The organism is Streptomyces anulatus (genome assembly GCF_000721175.1).
In the GTDB taxonomy this organism is placed as follows: domain Bacteria; phylum Actinomycetota; class Actinomycetes; order Streptomycetales; family Streptomycetaceae; genus Streptomyces; species Streptomyces anulatus_C.
This window is the reverse complement of the sequence record NZ_JOEZ01000024.1, coordinates 100,091-118,023: the sequence shown is the minus strand read 5'-3', so window position 1 is coordinate 118,023 and position 17,933 is coordinate 100,091. Positions and strand designations below refer to the sequence as shown.

Below are 17,933 nucleotides of genomic sequence, written 5' to 3'. Positions count from 1 at the left end.
CGGCCCGCACCCAGGGCCGGGGCGGAGCGCGCGGGATGATGGGGGCAAGTGGAGCTGGGGCCTGTTCCGGGTTCCCCGTCTGCGCGGCGACGCCCAGCACGCACGCCGATCGCACGCACCGAACGCCGCCGCGCCCGCGCTTCGCGTGGGGAACCCCGAACAGGCCCCCGACCGTCCGGATCCACTCATCCGACAGGAGTCAGATCAGCATGACCACCAAGGCCACGGCCCCCGACGACAGTTTCCATGTCTTCGACACCACACTGCGCGACGGTGCTCAGCGTGAGGGCATCAACCTGACGGTCGCCGACAAGCTGACCATCGCCCGTCATCTGGACACCTTCGGTGTGGGATACATCGAGGGCGGCTGGCCGGGGGCCAACCCGCGCGACACGGAGTTCTTCGCCCGTGCCCAGCAGGAGATCACCTTCGAGAACGCCCAGCTCGTGGCGTTCGGCGCGACCCGCAGGGCCGGTGGCAGCGCGGCCGACGACCCCCAGGTGAAGGCACTCCTGACCTCCGGCGCGCCGGTGATCACGCTGGTGGCCAAGGCGCACGACCGCCATGTGGAGCTGGCTCTGCGCACCACCCTGGCCGAGAACCTGGAGATGGTCCGCGACACCGTCTCCCACCTGCGCGAACAGGGCCGCAGGGTCTTCGTGGACTGTGAGCACTTCTTCGACGGCTACCGCGCCAACGCCGAGTACGCCAAGTCCGTGGTCCGTACCGCGTACGAGGCGGGCGCCGAGGTCGTCATCCTCTGCGACACCAACGGCGGCATGCTCCCCGCCCAGGTCCAGGCGGTCGTCTCCACCGTCGTCGCCGACACCGGCGCCCGGCTCGGCATCCACGCCCAGGACGACACCGGCTGCGCCGTCGCCAACACCCTGGCCGCCGTGGACGCCGGCGCCACCCACGTCCAGTGCACGGCCAACGGCTACGGCGAGCGGGTCGGCAACGCCAACCTCTTCCCCGTCGTCGCAGCCCTGGAACTGAAGTACGGAATGAAGGTGCTGCCCGAGGGCGCGCTCGCCGAGATGACCCGCATCTCGCACGCCATCGCCGAGGTCGTCAACCTCACGCCCTCCACCCACCAGCCGTACGTGGGCGTCTCGGCCTTCGCCCACAAGGCCGGGCTGCACGCCTCCGCCATCAAGGTCGACCCCGACCTGTACCAGCACATCGACCCGGAGCTGGTCGGCAACACCATGCGGATGCTGGTCTCCGACATGGCGGGCCGCGCCTCCATCGAGCTGAAGGGCAAGGAGCTCGGCGTCGACCTCGGCGACGACCGCGCCCTGGTCGGCCGGGTCGTGGAGCGGGTCAAGGAGCGCGAACTCCAGGGCTACACCTACGAGGCGGCCGACGCCTCCTTCGAACTGCTGCTGCGCGGCGAGGTCGAGGGCCGGGCCCGGCGCTACTTCCGCACCGAGTCCTGGCGGGCGATCGTCGAGGACCGCCCCGACGGCACCCACGCCAACGAGGCGACCGTGAAGCTCTGGGCCAAGGGCGAGCGGCTCGTCGCCACCGCCGAGGGCAACGGCCCGGTCAACGCGCTGGACCGTGCGCTGCGCGTGGCCCTGGAGCGGATCTACCCGCAGCTCGCCAAGCTGGAGCTGGTCGACTACAAGGTCCGCATCCTGGAGGGCCGCACCGGCACCGAGTCCACCACCCGCGTCCTCATCACCACGGGCGACGGCACCGGCGACTGGGCGACCGTGGGGGTCGCCGAGAACGTCATCGCCGCCTCCTGGCAGGCACTGGAGGACGCGTACACCTACGGACTGCTGCGCGCGGGCGTCGAGCCCACGGAGTAGCAAGGGCAGCACGTCCGGCACCTCAGCGCGCGAGAGCCGCCACCCGTCGCGGGGTGGTGGCTTTCGCGCGTTCAAGAGGTGAACACACAAGGCTCCCTGCCTGGTGGGCAGATGGGGCCGGACCAATCTCGACGTGAAGTATTGACGGCCCCGTATCGGCGCGGTTAACTCCAGCCCCAACGCCGGTACCGGTTCCGGAACCGGTACCGAACGCGTCGGCCGACGTGTCGCCGGTCTGCCCGCCGCGCTGCCCCACGCTGCTCCCACCTGCTCGTATCCCGCTCCTGCCTGGTCCAACGGAGGCCCAGATGCGTGTCACCATCGCCGATGTCGCCCGTGAGGCCGGCGTCAGCAAGACGACCGTGTCGCGGGTCATCAACACCAAGGGCGAGGTGGACCGTTCCACGGCCGCCCGCGTTCGTGAAGTGATCGCACAGCTCGGCTACGTCCCCAGCTCGGGAGCCGTCGGTCTCGCCCGCGGATCCAGCCGTACGGTCGGCATGCTCGTGCCCTCGCTGACCTGGCCGTGGATGGGCGAACTGCTCCAGGGCGTCGTCGACACCGTCGAGGCCGCCGACTACGGAATGCTGCTCTTCACCTGCAACCGCGGGGCCGAGTCCGTCCAGCGCTTCACCAGCCAGGTGTCCGCGCGCGCCTTCGACGGGCTCGTCGTCGTGGAGCCCGAGAACACCCTCGGCCACCTCACCGAGCTGCACCGCGACGGCCTGCCGATCGTGCTCATCGACGATCGCGGCCACCACCCCGAATTCCCCTCCGTCGTGACCACCAACCACGAGGGAGGTGCGTCCGCGGCCCGCCACCTGCACGCCGCCGGACGCTCCCGGCCCCTGGTCCTGACCGGCCCCCAGCACTTCGGCTGCGTACGGGACCGGCTCAGCGGATTCCGTTCCGTCCTGCCCACCGACCTGGTCGTCGAAGGAGACTTCACCGAACGCGGCGGCCGGCTCGCCGTCGAGGAACTCCTCGCGCGCGGCGTCGCGTTCGACTCCGTCTTCGCGCACAACGACATCAGCGCGGCCGGTGTGCTGCGCGCCCTGCGGGCCGCCGGACGCCGGGTCCCGGACGACATCGCCGTCGTCGGCTTCGACGACATCCCGATGGCCGAACACACCGAACCGCCCCTGACCACCGTGCGCCAGCCCACCCGCCGGATGGGCGAGACGGCGGCCCGGATGCTGCTCTCCCACCTCGGCGGCACGCCCGTACCGGACGGACCGGCCGTGCTGCCCACCGAACTGGTCGTGCGCCACTCGGCGCCGTGACGGACCCGGCCGCACGGCCGCGCTCCGCTTCGCACCCTTCCGCCCGCCGGGATCTCTCCGACCCCGGCAGCCCCTTCCTGGAGTCGCCATGTCCGTACGCCGTCGAACCACCCTCAAAGCGGTCGCCGCGGCCACCGCCGTGGTGGCGCTCGCCGCCGGCTGCTCGAACGCCAACTCGGGTGCCGACAAGGGGGGCGGCGCCGCGCGGGGCGTGCTGACCCTGGGCAAGCCGGACGGGCCGCAGACCAACAACAGCAACCCGTTCCTCAACACCTCGGCGGGCGCGGTCCTCGGCTACCGCTACATGATCTACGAGCCGCTGGCCATGACGAACATGATCAAGCCCACCGAGAAGGCCGACCCCTGGCTCGCCACCGAATGGGCCTGGGAGGACAACTTCACCAAGGTCACCTTCACCCTGGACGAGCGGGCGAAGTGGGCCGACGGCAAGCCCCTGACGGCGGCCGACGTGGAGTTCACCTTCAACCTCCTGAAGAAGCACTCGGCGCTCAACGGGAACGGCATCCCCTTCGACGGGATCGCGGTCGAGGACGGGAAGGTCGTTCTGACCTTCGAGGAGTCCCAGTTCGTCAACCAGAACAAGATCATCCAGACCTTCGTCGTGCCCAAGCACATCTGGGAGAAGATCGAGAACCCGGAGACCTGGCCCAACCGCACCCCGGTCGGCTCCGGACCGTACAAGCTCAAGACGTTCACACCGCAGACCACCACCCTGACGGCCACGCCCAGCTACTGGAACGGCACGCCCAAGGTCAAGGAGCTGCGCTACACCGCGTACAACGACAACAGCGCCGCCACCACCGCGCTGGCCACCGGCAAGGTCGAGTGGTCCTTCGTCTTCATGCCGAACCACAAGCAGCTGTTCATCGACAAGGACCCCAGGAACCACCAGCTCTGGTTCCCCTCCGGCCTCGGCATCCACGGCCTGTGGTTCAACACCGCCCGCAAGCCCTTCGACAACCCGGCGCTGCGCAAGGCGATGGCGATGGTCGTCGACCGCAAGGCCATCCACGTCCAGGCCCAGGCCACGCTCTACCCGGAGATCACCAACCCGACCGGCATCCCGCTCCCCGCCGGTGAGCCCTTCCTCGCGCCCGAGTACCAGGACGCCACCACCAGGCCCGACGTCGCCGGGGCCAAGAAGGTGCTCGCCGAGGCCGGCTTCACCCTCGGCGGCGGTGTGCTGAAGGACCCGTCCGGCAAGCCGGTGAAGCTGACCCTCACCGACCCGGCCGGCTGGAACGACTACATCACCGGGCTCGCGATCATCAAGGACAACGTCAAGGAGCTCGGCATCGAGGCCAAGGTCAAGACGCAGACCGCCGAGGCCTGGGGCGCGGACGTCGCCAACGGCGACTTCGACGCCACCCTGCACTGGACCAACAGCGGCGCGACGCCCTACGACATGTACCAGAACATGATGGACGGGGCGATCCTCCAGCCCGTCGGCAAGAGCTCCCAGCAGGGCAACTTCGGGCGCTTCAAGAGCCCCGAGGCCACCGAGGCGCTCAAGGAGTACGCCAACGCCACCGGCGACGAGGCCCGCACCAAGGCCCTCAACACCATCCAGAAGATCTTCGTCGAGGAGGCGCCCGTCATCCCGACGGCCGCCGCGCCCATCGGAGCCGAGTACTCCACGAAGAACTGGATCGGCTGGCCCACCGAGGCCAACCCGTACGCCCCGCCGCAGCACACGCAGCCCACCGCGCTGGAGATCGTGCTCAACCTCAAGCCCGCCTCCAAGTAGGCACGGGGAAGACGGGAAGAACCGGCCATGACCGACGATCAGCCCGAGAACGCGCGGACCGGCACCGCGACCGAGAACGTACGGATCGGCTCCGAGAGTGCGTGGACCGGCTCCGAGCAGGCGCGGGCCGGCTCCGACGTGGTGCTCGAAGCACGCGGGGTCACCAAGCACTTCCCCCTGCGCCGCACCGCCCGCGACCTGTTCGCCCGCGAGCGCCGCAGCGTCCACGCCGTCGACGACGTCTCGCTCCGGCTGAGGCGCGGCACCGTCACGGCCCTGGTGGGGGAGTCCGGCTCGGGCAAGTCCACCGTCGCCCGCCTGCTGGCCCAGCTCCATCCGCTCACCTCGGGCGAGATACGGCTGGGCGGGGCACCGGTGGTGGCCGGTCGTGGCCGGTCCTTCCGCCGTTACGTACGCCGGGTCCAGCTGATCTTCCAGGACCCCTTCGCCTCGCTGAACCCGGTGCACACCGTGCGCTACCACCTGACCCGCGCCCTGAAGATCCACGGCCGGGCGGGCAGCGGGGAGGCGGAACTGGAGGAGAACCTGGCCGCCCTGCTGAACCGGGTCCAGCTGACCCCGCCCCAGCAGTTCCTGGACAGGTTCCCGCACGAGCTCTCCGGCGGGCAGCGCCAGCGCGTCGCGATCGCGCGGGCGCTCGGGGCCGACCCGCAGGTCCTCCTCGCCGACGAACCCGTCTCGATGCTCGACGTGTCGATCCGGCTCGGCGTCCTCAATCTGCTCCGCGACCTCAAGGAACGCCTCCACCTGGCGATCCTCTACATCACCCACGACATCGCCTCCGCCCGCTACTTCGCCGACACCACCCTCGTGATGTACGCGGGCCGGATCGTCGAGGGCGGCGACAGCGAGCGCGTCACCCAGCACCCCGCCCACCCCTACACCCAGCTCCTGATCGCCTCCGCGCCCGACCCGGACCGGATCGTCGCCGAGGAGGAACAGGAGGAGACCGGCACCGGCGAGCCGCCCTCGCTGATCACCCCGCCCGCCGGCTGCCGCTTCCACCCCCGCTGCCCCAAGGCGATGGAACGCTGCCGCACCGAACTGCCGCCGCGCTTCGACCTGCCCGACGGCCAGTGGGCGGCCTGCTGGCTCTACGACGGAGCGCCGGCGAGTGAGGCCACCGCGCACGGCACGGTCGCGCACCCCGGCGGCGTCAACGGCACGGCCGCGAAGGAGGCCACCCGGTGAAGTACGTCCTCCAGCGCCTCGCCTTCTACGCCGTCACCGCGTGGGCCGCGATCACCATCAACTTCCTCATCCCCCGGCTGATGCCCGGCGACCCGGTCCAGGCCCTGCTCAGCCGCTACCAGGGGCAGCTCGACACCAAGGCCATCGACTCCCTCAAGGCCCTGTTCGGTCTCGACGAGCAGCAGTCGATGTGGCAGCAGTACACCGACTACTGGGCCCACCTCCTCGACGGCGACCTCGGCCTCTCCTTCACCTTCTTCCCCACCCCGGTCAGCGAGGTCATCGGCCAGTCCCTGCCCTGGACGCTGGCCCTGGTCGGCATGACCACCCTGATCAGCTTCGTGCTAGGCACCGGCATCGGCGTCTACAGCGGCTGGAAGCGCGGCTCCTGGCTGGACGGCCTGCTGCCGGTCACCACCTTCATCTCCTCCATCCCGTACTTCTGGCTGGGCCTCGTCGCCATCGCCCTGTTCGCCGAGAAGTGGCCGCTGTTCCCGAACTCCGGCGGCTACGACAACGCGCTCGTCCCGGCCCTCGACTGGCCGTTCATCTCCAGCGCCCTCTACCACGCGGTCCTGCCCGGCGTGACGATCGTCCTCAGCGCGGTGGCCGGCTGGATCCTCGGCATGCGCAACATGATGGTCACCGTCTCCTCCGAGGACTACGTGATGGTGGCGCAGGCCAAGGGCCTGTCCGAGCGGCGTGTGATGTTCGGCTACGCGGCCCGCAACGCGGTGCTCCCCAACATCTCCGGTTTCGCGCTCTCCCTCGGCTTCATCGTCGGCGGCACCCTGCTTGTCGAGATGGTCTTCACCTACCCGGGCATCGGCTTCCAGCTGCTCCAGGCGGTCGGCGGCAAGGACTACCCCCTGATGCAGGGCGTCTTCCTGATCATCACGCTCTCCGTCCTCGCCGCGAACCTGCTGGCCGACCTCGTCTACGCCGCCCTCGACCCCCGCACCCGGAAGGAGGCGTGACCGTGCCCGACCTCTCCGCTCACGCCGCCCGGCCCCGTATCCGGAAGGCCTGAGGCCCATGTCCGTCACCGCCACCGACGTCGCCGTCCTCGACGGCGCACCCCCGCCCGCGGCGCCCACCCGCCGGGCCCGGCTCCGGTTCCTGCGCGGCGGGAAGACCCGTACCGGCCTGATCCTGCTGGCGTTCTTCGTCCTGCTGGCCGTCGCCGGACCGTGGCTCGCCCCGTACGACCCCGACGCGATGAGCGACCAGCTGCTCCAGCCGCCCTCCGGCGACCACTGGTTCGGCACCACGCACACCGGGCAGGACGTCTTCTCGCAGATCCTCGTCGGCACCCGGGGCGTCCTCGTCGTCGGACTCCTGGCCGCCGTCATCGCGACCGCCCTGTCCGTCCTCATCGGGGTCAGTGCCGGATTCCTCGGCGGGGCCGTCGACGAGATCCTCTCCGCGCTCTCCAACATCTTCCTGGTACTGCCCGGACTCCCGCTGATCATCATCGTCGCGAGCTTCGTCCCCGACACCGGCGACATCGTCATCGCCGTCGCCATCGCCCTGACCTCCTGGGCCTGGGGGTCGCGGATCCTGCGCGCCCAGACCCTGTCGCTGCGCCGCCGCGACTACGTGGAGGCCGCCCGCGCCACCGGTGAGTCGACGCCGCGGATCATCCTCTTCGAGATCCTGCCGAACCTCACCGCCGTCATCGCCTCCGGCTTCGTCGGCACGGTCATCTTCGCGGTCCTCACCGAGATCACCCTCGCCTTCATCGGCGTCGCCGACATCTCCCACTGGAACTGGGGCACCGTGCTCTTCTGGGCCCAGTCCAACCAGGCCCTCGCCCAGGGAGCCTGGTGGTGGTTCGTCCCGGCCGGCCTCTGCATCGCCCTGCTGGGCACCGCGCTCGCCCTCATCAACTTCGGCATCGACGAGTTCGTCAACCCCCGCCTGCGCACGGCCACCGGATCCTCCCGGAAGGTCAGGATGCGCGTCGGCTTCACCCCCGTCGCCCGGAAGCCCACCGGCGAGGGACCTCGTCAGCACAGCAGCAAGGAGCCGCGCCCATGAGCGCCGAGCCGGTCCTGACCATCAGCGGTCTCAACGTCGACTACGGCACCGACAAAGACGCCGTCCACGCCCTGCGCGACATCGACCTCACCCTCCACCGCGGCGAAGTCCTGGGCCTCGCGGGGGAGTCGGGCTCCGGCAAGTCCACCCTCGCCTACGCGGTGACCCGGCTGCTGTCCCCGCCCGGTGTCATCACCGGGGGAGAGGTCCACTACCACCGGCCCGGCGGCGACCGGGTCGACATCCTCTCCCTCGCCCCGCACCGGCTGCGCGCCTTCCGCTGGCAGGAGCTGTCCATCGTCTTCCAGGGGGCGATGAACTCCCTCAACCCGGTCCACACCGTCCACAGTCAGCTCACCGACGTACTCGCCGCCCACCGTCCCGAGCTGAGGAAGCGGCAACGGACCGACCGGGCAAAGGAGTTGCTCAGCCTCGTCGGCATCTCCGCCGACCGGCTCGCCGCCTACCCGCACCAGCTCTCCGGCGGCATGCGCCAGCGCGTGATGATCGCCATGGCGCTCGCCCTGGAACCCGAGATCGTCATCATGGACGAGCCGACCACCGCGCTCGACGTCGTCATGCAGCGGCAGATCCTTCGACGGCTCGTCCAGTTGAGGGAACAGCTGAACTTCTCAGTCGTGTTCATCACCCACGACATCTCCCTCCTGATCGAATTCTCGGACCGGATCGCGATCATGTACGGGGGCCGCATCGTGGAGGAGGCGGGTGCGGCGGAGATCTACCGCGACCCCCGTCACCCGTACAGCGACGGGCTCCTGCACTCCTTCCCCGCGCTCCACGGCCCCCGCCGCGAACTGACCGGCATCCCCGGATCCCCGCCCCACCTGTCCGCGATGCCCACCGGCTGTGCCTTCCACCCGCGCTGCGGCAAGGCCTTCGTACCGTGCGCAGCCGAGATCCCGGTGCTGACCCCGCCCCCCGCCGAACCCGGCCGCGCGGTCGCCTGCCATCTGCACGCACCCGGCCGCGGCGCTCCCCGGCCCGGACAGCAGGGCGTCCCGGGCCAGGTGGCTCCGGGGCCCGCCCGCTGACCATCCGTCCCGCCCACGTACGCCTACGCCTCTACGCCCAGGGAGACCGATGAACCTCGCCCCCACCCCGCAGCGACTCCTCCGTCCCGCCCCGGTACGAGGACTCCCGGCCGACTTCCGCTGGGGCGTCGCCACCTCCTCGTACCAGATCGAGGGAGCCGCGGCCGAGGACGGCCGCACCCCGTCCATCTGGGACACCTTCTGCCGGGTGCCCGGGGCCGTCGAGGGCGGCGAGCACGGCGATGTGGCCTGCGACCACTACCACCGGATGCCCCAGGACGTGGAGCTGATCGCGGGCCTCGGCGTCGACACGTACCGCTTCTCGCTCGCCTGGCCCCGCGTCCAGCCCGGCGGCCGGGGCCCGGCGAACGCGAAGGGCCTCGACTTCTACAAGCGGCTGGTCGACGAGGTCCAGGGCCGCGGCGTCACTCCCTGGATCACGCTCTACCACTGGGACCTGCCGCAGGAGCTGGAGGACGCGGGCGGCTGGCCCGCGCGGGACACCGCCCTGCGCTTCGCGGAGTACGCCGCCCTCGCGTACGAGGCGCTCGGCGACCGGGTCGAGCACTGGACCACCCTGAACGAGCCCTGGTGCTCGGCGATGCTCGGTTACGCCTACGGGCTGCACGCCCCCGGCCGCCGGAACCTCGGCGACGCCACGGCCGCCGTCCACCACCTGCTCCTGGGTCACGGCCTGGCCGCCGGCGCGCTGCGGGACGCGGCCGGGGGCAACCCCCTGGAGCTCGGCATCACCCTCAACCTGGGCACCGCCACCCCCGAGACCGACAGCGAGGACGACCGCGAGGCGTGCCGCCGCGCCGACGGCATGGGCACCCGGCTCTACCTCGACCCGCTCGTCCACGGCCGCTACCCCGAGGACGTCCTCGCCGACCTCGCCGCCCAGCACATCGAACTCCCGGTCAGGGACGGCGATCTGGCCGCCATCGCCGCCCCGCTCGACGTGCTCGGCGTCAACTTCTACCGGGGTATGCAGTTCTCCGGCGTCACCGAGGACGGATCGACGACCGGCGACGACGGCCTGCCCGTCACCCGCGTCGTGGAGCGCGACCTTCCCCGTACCGCGATGGACTGGGAGATCACCCCGGCCGAACTCACCCACCTGCTGCTGCGGTTGCAGCACGACTACGCACTCCCGACCGTCGTCACGGAGAACGGAGCGGCCTTCGACGACACCGTCGCCGCCGACGGATCCGTCCCCGACGCCGACCGTACGGCCTACCTCGCCGACCACATCGACGCCGTCGTCGCCGCCCGCGCCCAAGGGGCCGATGTCCGGGGCTACTTCGCCTGGTCGCTGATGGACAACTTCGAGTGGGCGTACGGCTACGACAAGCGGTTCGGCATCGTCCGCGTTGACTACGACACCCAGGTCCGCACGCTCAAGGACAGCGCCAAGTGGTACCGCGACACGATCCGCCTCACCCGCGGCGACACCGCGTAAGGCACCGGAATCCCTCACGCATCAGAAGCTTTCACGCACCGGCACGTTCAGAAAGTCGACCACGCACTCGCCCCCGAGAAGAGAGCGCTCCCAGATGCCCCGCACACCGCACCCCCGCCCCCGGCCCCGGCCCCGGAAGGGCAGAGCCGGACCCGCGACCGCCGCCCTCGCCGCAGCGGCCGTGCTGGCGACCCTGCTCGCCGGCTCGTCCACCGGCCCCGCGGCGGCGGCCGACGAACCGGCCCCCGTCCTCGTCGACCGCTTCGAGGGCGAGGTGCCGCTCGGCAACAACCCGCCCGCCGACGCGATCTTCACCTGGGGCGGAGACGCGGACGACCACCCGCAACTGAAACTGGCCGAGCGCGCGGACGCGCCCGAGGGCGACAAGGTCCTCGAAGGCGCCTACGACATCAGCGCGTACGGCGGGTTCAGCCACGAGTTCGCCGTGGACACGCCCCCGCAGAACTGGACCGCCCACCAGGGCATCCGCTTCTGGTGGTACGGCCAGAACACCGCGCCCCTGCCGCCCGGTTCCGGTAAGAAGATCAACTTCGAGATCAAGGACGGCGGCGCGAACGGCGGCGCGTCCGAGCTGTGGACCACCTCCTTCACCGACGACTGGGAGGGCTGGCACCTGGTCGAGATCCCGTTCGCCGACTTCGTCTACCGGGCCGACTACCAGCCCGTCGGCGGCATCGACCAGGTCCTCGGCCTGAACGAGATGTGGGGCTACGCCCTCACCCTGCCCGGCGGCGGGCCCGGCGAATTCGCCCTGGACGCCGTCGAGCTGTACGGCAAGGCGGACCCGGCCCTCACCGCGAGCGTGGTCACCGACGCGGCGGTCCACCCGGTGAAGAACGGCGAAACGGCCCGGGTGGCGCTCTCCGTCGCCACCACCGGCTCCGTCCCCATCGAGGAGCCCGTCACGGTCACGTACGCCACGAAGGGCGGCACCGCAGAGCCCGGGGAGGACTACACCCCGGTCACCGGCAGCCACACCTTCCCCGCGGGCACCGCCTCCGGCACCACCCACCAGGTCACCGTCCGCACGGCGAAGGCGTCGAAGCCCGCCGAGGCGAGGACCATCCCCGTCGAGCTGACCGTCACCGGCGCGAAGGCTCCCCGGGAGAACCCGCAGGTCGTCATCGACGCCCACGGACTCCCGTACCAGAACGCCGAGTTGCCGGTGAAGCGGCGGGTGGCGGACCTGCTGGGCCGGATGTCGCCCGCCGAGAAGGCCGGCCAGATGACCCAGGCCGAGCGCAACGCGCTCCGCGCCCCGGGCGACATCGCCGCCTACGGCCTCGGCTCGCTGCTCTCCGGCGGCGGCTCGGTCCCCACCCCCAACACCGCCGCAGCCTGGGCCAAGATGGTCGACGCCTACCAACTGCGCGCCCAGGCCACCCGCTTCCAGATCCCGCTGATCTACGGCGTGGACGCGGTGCACGGGCACAACAACGTCGTCGGCGCGACGATCATGCCGCACAACATCGGCATCGGTGCGGGACGCGACCCGAAGAGCGCCGGGAAGACCGGCGCGATCACCGCCAAGGAAGTGCGCGCCACCGGCGTCCCGTGGGACTTCGCCCCCTGCGTCTGCGTCACCCGCGACGAACGCTGGGGCCGCTCCTACGAGGCCTTCGGCGAGGACCCGGCCCTGGTCGAGGCCATGGAGACGGTCATCCAGGGCATGCAGGGCAGCCCGTCGGGCAAGGACCTGCACCGCAACGACAAGGTCCTCGGCAGCGCCAAGCACTTCGTCGGCGACGGCGGCACCGAGTACGGCTCCGCCACCACCGGCTCGTACACGATCGACCAGGGCATCACCAAGGTCACCCGCGAGGAGCTGGAGGCGGTACACCTCTCCCCGTTCGAGGAGTCGGTGAAGCGGGGCGTCGGCACGGTCATGCCCTCGTACTCCTCGCTCGACATCCTGGGTGACGGCCAGGGCCCGGTGAAGATGCACGCCAACGCCGAGATGATCAACGGCGTCCTCAAGGACCGGATGGGCTTCGAGGGCTTCGTCATCAGCGACTGGCAGGCCATCGACCAGATCCCCGGCGACTACCCGAGCGACGTGCGTACGTCGATCAACGCCGGCCTCGACATGATCATGGTCCCGACCGCGTACAAGGACTTCACCAGGACGCTCGAGGACGAGGTCGAGGCGGGCCGGATCAGTGAGGCCCGGATCGACGACGCGGTCGCCCGCGTCCTCACCCAGAAGTTCCGCCTGGGCCTCTTCGAGAAGCCGTACGCGGACACCACCCACCTCGACAAGGTCGGCTCGGCCGAGCACCGCGCGGTGGCCCGCGAGGCGGCCGCCAAGTCGCAGGTCCTGCTGAAGAACGGCGACAAGAAGGACGGGGCGGTCCTGCCCCTCAAGCCTTCCCAGAAGGTGTACGTCGCCGGGTCCAACGCCGACGACATCGGCAACCAGGCCGGCGGCTGGACGATCAGCTGGCAGGGCTCCTCCGGAAGGACCACCACGGGCACGACGATCCTGGAGGGCATGAAGAAGGCGGCGCGGAACCCCGACTCCGTGGTGTACTCGCGCGACGCCTCGGCCGCCACGGACGGTTACGACGTCGGTGTGGTGGTCGTCGGCGAGACCCCGTACGCCGAGGGCATCGGAGACGTCGGCAACGGCCACGACCTGGAACTGACCCCCGCCGACCAGGCGGCGGTCGACAAGGTCTGCGCCGCCATGAAGTGCGCGGTCCTGATCGTCTCCGGCCGCCCCCAGCTCATCGGGGACCAGCTCGGGAGGATCAACGCGCTGGTGGCCTCCTGGCTGCCGGGCTCCGAGGGCGACGGCGTGGCCGACGTCCTCTACGGCAAGCGCGCCTTCACCGGACAGCTCCCGGTGACCTGGCCGAAGGCGGAGACCCAGCTCCCGATCAACGTCGGGGACACGGCCTACGACCCGCAGTTCCCCTACGGCTGGGGCCTGACCACCCTGAAGAAGCCCCCGGCCGGCGGCGAGCTGACCCTGGCCGCCCTCTCCGTCGCCGCCCAGGTCGCCGAGAAGGCGCACCTGGGGAAGACCCCGGCGGGCAAGGCGATCGTGGACCAGGCCCGCCTGCTGGTCCAGCAGAAGATCGGCGGGACGTTCACCCAAGCGGTCTCCAAGCCGTTCGCGGAGGCGGACCACCTGCTGCTCACCGGTGACCTGACCGGAGCGGTGGACAGGCTGCGCACGGCGTACCGCGCCGCGTAGCCATCCGGTCACTCCAGGCGGGCGACGGCGTTCGTCGCCCGCCTGGAGTAGCGTGAAGTATGAGGAAAAGGCTCTTTCCCGCGCTGCTGGCGGGCCTGCTGCTCATCATCGCAGCGGCGGCTCTCGCCCTGACCTCCCCCGCGTCGGCCGCGCCTGCCGCGCCCGCCGCGACCATCCAGGACGCCGCCCAGGCCCTGCGCGACGACCCGGTCCATGTGGATCCGGGCGCTCGCGATCAGCTCTCCGTCGCTGACGAGAAGGCCCTGGAGAACAAGATCACCGACGCCGACAAGCCGGTGTTCGTGGCCGTCCTCCCCGATACCCCGGCCTTCCCCGAGGAAGGTCTCCTCCAGACCCTGCGCAGCGACACCGGCATCACCGGCGTCTACGCGATACGCCTCGGCGACGGCTTCGACGCGGGCGCCGACCCGCAGGTCATGCCCACCCGAGCGGTCGAGAACCTCACCGCCTCCGTGGAGAACCCGGCCACCGCCACCGACGCGACCTCCCAGCTCAACGCCTTCGTCGACCGCGCCGTCGAACAGGCCAGGGGCAGCGCCCCCGCCTCCTGGTCCGGCGGAGGAGGCGCCGCGGACGAGCCCGGAGCCCCGGTCGGCGGCCTGATCACGCTCGGCGTGCTGGTCGCGGCGGGCGGCGCGGGCGCGTACGCGATCTCCCGCCGCAACAAGCGCCGCACGGAGGAAGAGGAGCGCATCGCGCTCGACAAGCTCCGGGTCGTCGTCGACGAGGACATCACCGCGTACGGCGAAACCCTGGAACGCCTGGACTTCCACCCCGCCGAACCGGGGGCGGACGACACCATGCGCGCCGACTACGAACGCGCCCTGGACTCCTACGAGAGCGCCAAGTCGAAGATGGACAAGGCCGGACACCCCTCGGACGTCCGCGGAGTCACCCAGTCCCTGGAGGACGGCCGCTACTCCCTCGCGGTCCTGGAAGCCCGCCGCACCGGCGCGGAGATCCCGGCCCGCCGCCCGCCGTGCTTCTTCGACCCGCGCCACGGCCCCGCGGTCACGGAGGTCCTGTGGACCCCGTCCGGCGGCGCGGCCCGCGAGGTCCCGGTCTGCGGCGCGGACGAGGTCCGGCTCAGCCGGGGCGAGGACCCCATGAGCCGTACGGTCGACGTGGGCGACGGCAACCGCCGCCCGTACTGGGAAGCGGGCCCGGCGTACGGCCCCTGGGCCGGCGGCTACTTCGGCGGCGGCCTGCTCCCCGGCCTCCTGGTCGGCACCATGCTCGGCTCGATGCTCGCCACCCCGGCATACGCCTCCGAGTACGGCGGCGGTGACTTCGGCGGTGGCGGCGACTGGGGCGGCGGCGACTTCTCCGGCTCCGACTTCGACTCCTCCGGCTTCGGCGGGGGCGGCTTCGGCGACGGCGGAGGCTTCGGCGGCGGCGGGTTCGACGGCGGCGGCTTCTGAGCGACCCAGGCGCCACGGTCCTCCCTCAGCGCCCCGGGTTCCGGTGGATCCCCTCAGCCGGGGCCCGGGGCCCGGGACCCCCAGGAGAGACGGACGGCTGCCCGCCCGCCCGTCCGGGAGAGGCAGCGGGCGCTGCCCCGGCCCGTCCGGGTTCTGCCCTTCGGTCCCTGGGCGGCGTCCGCCCGCCCGCCTAGCGTGACTCCATGTTCACCCACGAGACCCCGGCCCATGACCACGACCGGCAGCGGCCCGCGCCCGTGGCCCGGACCGCCGACCGGCACGACGGCCGGGACCCGCGTACCCCCGGGGGCCTCCAGAGCACGCTGGGCAACGCGACCGTGACACGCCTGATCACGGTGTCCCGGATGGTGACCGAGGAGGAGTTCAGGCAGATCTCCAAGGGCTCCGGAATGCGGAGCCGCTCGGAGATCAGCAAGGTGGACCAGGCTCTGCGGGCGTTCTACGCCCTGCCCGACGCCCGCCAGGGGGCGCGGCTGCTCGCCCTCAAGGACATCGTCACGGCGTGCCGGGCCTACGTGGCCCACAAGCCCGGGGGAGGGGAGCGGGTCGCCGGAGTGGAGCGGCTCAGGAGCGAGGCGGAGGAGGCGCAGTCGGGGCTCGACGCCGAAGCGGTCTTCCGGGGGCTGCTGTCCGAGGTCGACCGGATGGTGGCCGCGAAGGAGGACCCGGAGATGGACCTCCGCCTCCCGGCCGACGAGGCCCGCAGGGCGTCCCAGAGAATGCCGGGGCCCGCGTTCACCGCCGTGATGGACGGCTTCATCGAGCAGCTCGGCGCACTCCGCGAGGACGCTGCGCTGCCCGAGGAGACCCGTGCGGTCATCGGTGAGCTGATGGCCGTGGTGGACCTGGTGACCGTGAAGCAGTACCCGCAGGGCGGCATGCCCGGGATGAAGCTCACCACCAGGGCCGACGAGGACCCCGCGTTCACGTTCAACGTCGACACCCAGGCCCGGGGCGGTTCCTCCTTCATGCTCGGACATGTCGCCCACGAGCTGACCCATGTCGCGGCCCATCAGGCGTTCGGGAGCAGCCCGGTGATGGAGCTGGTCCAGTCCGGGGCGACCGACGCCCAGGTCACAGCGCTGGCCACGGAGCGCAAGAACACCCTCGCCGACCTGCGGCAAGCCCTCGACGGGGACACCGAGTTCAGCCCGTTCCAGCAGCGGATGCTGGTGGAGAAGCTGGGGTACGGCGGCCAGAGCGGCAAGCTGAAGAACTACGCGGACTCCTTCGCGTCGGCGGGCAAGATCACCCCCGAGCAGCAGGCGCGTCTGATCGCCTGGGACGTGGCGGCGGGCACGGCGTCCGGCACGCTGATCGAGTACGACACCGTGATCAACCAGATGCTGGTCTATCTGCACCAGTGGGAGATCCGCCGGGACCACCCCTTCTACGTACGGCTGCTCGCGGCGGCCCGGGCCGCGTTCGACCGCCGGAGCCAGGCCCGGGAAGCCGCCGCCCAGGCGGCGGGAAGCGCCTAGCCAGGGGGTGTCTTGTCGGTCAGGGCAGGGCAGGGCAGCCGCCGGACACGCCCTAACCGATCCGCGACCACCAGACCGCCACCCCGCCGAGGACGATGAGCACGCACATCACCGCGTTGCTCCGCCGGTAGTCCATGAGGATCGCGGCGAACTCGCGGAGCGTCGCGTTGGGCCAGAAGTACGCGGCTGTGGGCGAGCCCACCACCTGCCCCCGGATCCGGACCCGCCGGGCGGTGAGCGCGGCGCGGAAGGCGTGGTAGTTGTTCGTGACGACGACGCACCGGTAGTCGGGCTTGGCCCTCTCCATGATCGCCTTGCTGAACCGCAGGTTCTCCTCGGTGTTCGTCGACCGGTCCTCCCGCTCGATGAGGTGTGCCGGAAAGCCCTCGGCCACCAGGTGGTCGGCCATGGCGTGGGACTCGGGCAGGTCCTCGTCGGGCCCCTGGCCGCCCGAGGTGATGAGCACGGCTCTCCCGCCGCGCCGGGAGAGCCGGGCGTGGACCTCGCGCCCCCGCTTCAGCCGGCTCGCCAGCAGCGGAGGCACGGTGGAGCCGCCGACCAGCCCCGAGCCCAGCACCACCACGAAGTCGGCCTTGCGGCGCACCCGCAGCCGCCCGTACAGGAACGCGTAGCAGACGAAGCACAGGAACATGAACGAGAAGTACAGCGCGAGACCGCAGGCCGCCGTCGCCGCGCCGACCAGAATCGGTGTCCGCAGGGCGGCGGCGGTGGCGAGCAGGGCGACGACCGCGAGGATGGCCAGGGCGGCCAGCAGGGAGAGCAGATTGGACGGGCTCCTGCCCTCCTCGCGCAGCATGCGTACGCCGTTGAGGAACAGAAAGCACGTCAGGACGAGCACCGCCACCGCCCCCAGGCCCAGCAGCGCCCACACCACGACGGGCGCGGAGGCGGAGCCGGAGTCGATCAGCCGGTACAGCAGACCGGCCAGCGCACAGAGCACGGCGAGCCCCAGGACGACGGCGTTGCTGAACTTGCGGCGCTCGCGCAGCACGCTCACACAGAAGACGAGGAAGAGGAGCGCCGCCGGGGCGTAGACCACCATGGGCACACAGTAGGCAGGGGGTGGGGGCTGCCAGGAATCGGGGCGTGCCCTTTGCGGGGTCCCGGCCGTTGA

General features: G+C 71.2%; 12 protein-coding genes. 11 read left to right on the top strand and 1 reads right to left on the bottom strand.

Annotated elements, in window-relative coordinates; translation table 11 throughout:
- Nucleotides 1–209 precede the first annotated feature (209 nt).
- From cimA to IG90_RS0126485, 11 genes are all read left to right on the top strand, one after another.
- Entirely contained in the window at nt 210–1,817 is a 1,608-nt protein-coding gene (gene cimA, locus IG90_RS0126535) for a citramalate synthase (protein WP_030589560.1), read from the top strand.
- Nucleotides 1,818–2,125: 308 nt separating this feature from the next.
- Entirely contained in the window at nt 2,126–3,100 is a 975-nt protein-coding gene (locus IG90_RS0126530; protein WP_030589556.1) for a LacI family DNA-binding transcriptional regulator, read from the top strand.
- A gap of 88 nt (nt 3,101–3,188) precedes the next feature.
- Nucleotides 3,189–4,868 carry an ABC transporter substrate-binding protein gene (locus tag IG90_RS0126525; RefSeq protein WP_030589553.1) on the top strand — a complete coding sequence of 560 codons (1,680 nt, stop codon included), beginning with the start codon at nt 3,189–3,191 and terminating at the stop codon, nt 4,866–4,868.
- Nucleotides 4,869–4,895: 27 nt separating this feature from the next.
- Nucleotides 4,896–6,080 carry an ABC transporter ATP-binding protein gene (locus tag IG90_RS0126520; RefSeq protein WP_030589551.1) on the top strand — a complete coding sequence of 395 codons (1,185 nt, stop codon included), beginning with the start codon at nt 4,896–4,898 and terminating at the stop codon, nt 6,078–6,080.
- Nucleotides 6,077–7,057: an ABC transporter permease gene (locus tag IG90_RS0126515; RefSeq protein WP_030589549.1), complete on the top strand. Its 981-nt coding sequence runs from the start codon at nt 6,077–6,079 to the stop codon at nt 7,055–7,057. Before IG90_RS0126520 ends, IG90_RS0126515 begins: the two co-directional genes overlap by 4 nt.
- Nucleotides 7,058–7,115: 58 nt before the next feature.
- Nucleotides 7,116–8,120, top strand: coding sequence for an ABC transporter permease (locus IG90_RS0126510; RefSeq protein WP_030589546.1), 1,005 nt, complete (start codon nt 7,116–7,118; stop codon nt 8,118–8,120).
- Nucleotides 8,117–9,172 carry an ABC transporter ATP-binding protein gene (locus IG90_RS0126505; protein WP_233436082.1) on the top strand — a complete coding sequence of 352 codons (1,056 nt, stop codon included), beginning with the start codon at nt 8,117–8,119 and terminating at the stop codon, nt 9,170–9,172. The genes IG90_RS0126510 and IG90_RS0126505 overlap by 4 nt, the downstream gene beginning before the upstream one ends.
- Nucleotides 9,173–9,221: 49 nt before the next feature.
- Nucleotides 9,222–10,634, top strand: a complete 1,413-nt coding sequence (locus tag IG90_RS0126500) for a GH1 family beta-glucosidase (protein ID WP_030589540.1) — start codon at nt 9,222–9,224, stop codon at nt 10,632–10,634.
- Between the two features lie 94 nt (nt 10,635–10,728).
- Nucleotides 10,729–13,854: a glycoside hydrolase family 3 protein gene (locus tag IG90_RS0126495; protein ID WP_030589536.1), complete on the top strand. Its 3,126-nt coding sequence runs from the start codon at nt 10,729–10,731 to the stop codon at nt 13,852–13,854.
- Nucleotides 13,855–13,913: 59 nt separating this feature from the next.
- Nucleotides 13,914–15,296, top strand: coding sequence for a hypothetical protein (locus IG90_RS0126490; protein WP_030589533.1), 1,383 nt, complete (start codon nt 13,914–13,916; stop codon nt 15,294–15,296).
- A gap of 203 nt (nt 15,297–15,499) precedes the next feature.
- The gene (locus IG90_RS0126485; RefSeq protein WP_030589530.1) at nt 15,500–16,798 is read left to right on the top strand and encodes a hypothetical protein; all 1,299 of its coding nucleotides are present in this window, start codon (nt 15,500–15,502) and stop codon (nt 16,796–16,798) included.
- Between the two features lie 52 nt (nt 16,799–16,850).
- Here the strand turns inward: IG90_RS0126485 and IG90_RS0126480 are convergent, their stop codons facing one another.
- On the bottom strand, nt 16,851–17,861 hold the full coding sequence (locus IG90_RS0126480; RefSeq protein ID WP_030589528.1) for a YdcF family protein: 1,011 nt from the start codon (nt 17,859–17,861) through the stop codon (nt 16,851–16,853).
- Nucleotides 17,862–17,933 lie beyond the last annotated feature (72 nt).